The sequence below is a fragment of the Escherichia sp. 93.1518 genome, assembly GCF_013368915.2.
GTDB classification, from domain to species: Bacteria; Pseudomonadota; Gammaproteobacteria; order Enterobacterales; family Enterobacteriaceae; genus Escherichia; species Escherichia ruysiae.
Genome location: NZ_JABWMT020000125.1, coordinates 1 through 270, shown reverse-complemented (window position 1 = coordinate 270; position 270 = coordinate 1). Strand labels below are relative to the sequence as shown.

The 270-nt window shown below is 58.5% G+C and carries 1 protein-coding gene; it reads left to right on the top strand.

The window, feature by feature from the left end; translation table 11 throughout:
• On the top strand, positions 1 to 270 hold a 270-nt coding region (locus HEN21_RS22735), incomplete at both ends, for a phage tail length tape measure family protein (RefSeq protein ID WP_183082971.1).

Sequence of the window (270 nt, the reverse complement as noted above, 5' to 3'; positions counted from 1 at the left end):
ATTTTTCCGGTACGGAAAGTGATGCGAAAAAAACAGCGGCAGTCGTTGAACAGTCAATGAACCGGCAGGCGCTGGCTGCACAGAAAGCGGGGATTTCCGTCGGGCAGTATAAAGCTGCCATGCGTATGCTGCCTGCGCAGTTCACCGACGTGGCCACGCAGCTTGCAGGGGGGCAGAATCCGTGGCTCATCCTGCTGCAACAGGGTGGTCAGGTGAAGGACTCCTTCGGCGGGATGATCCCCATGTTCAGGGGGCTTGCCGGTGCGATCA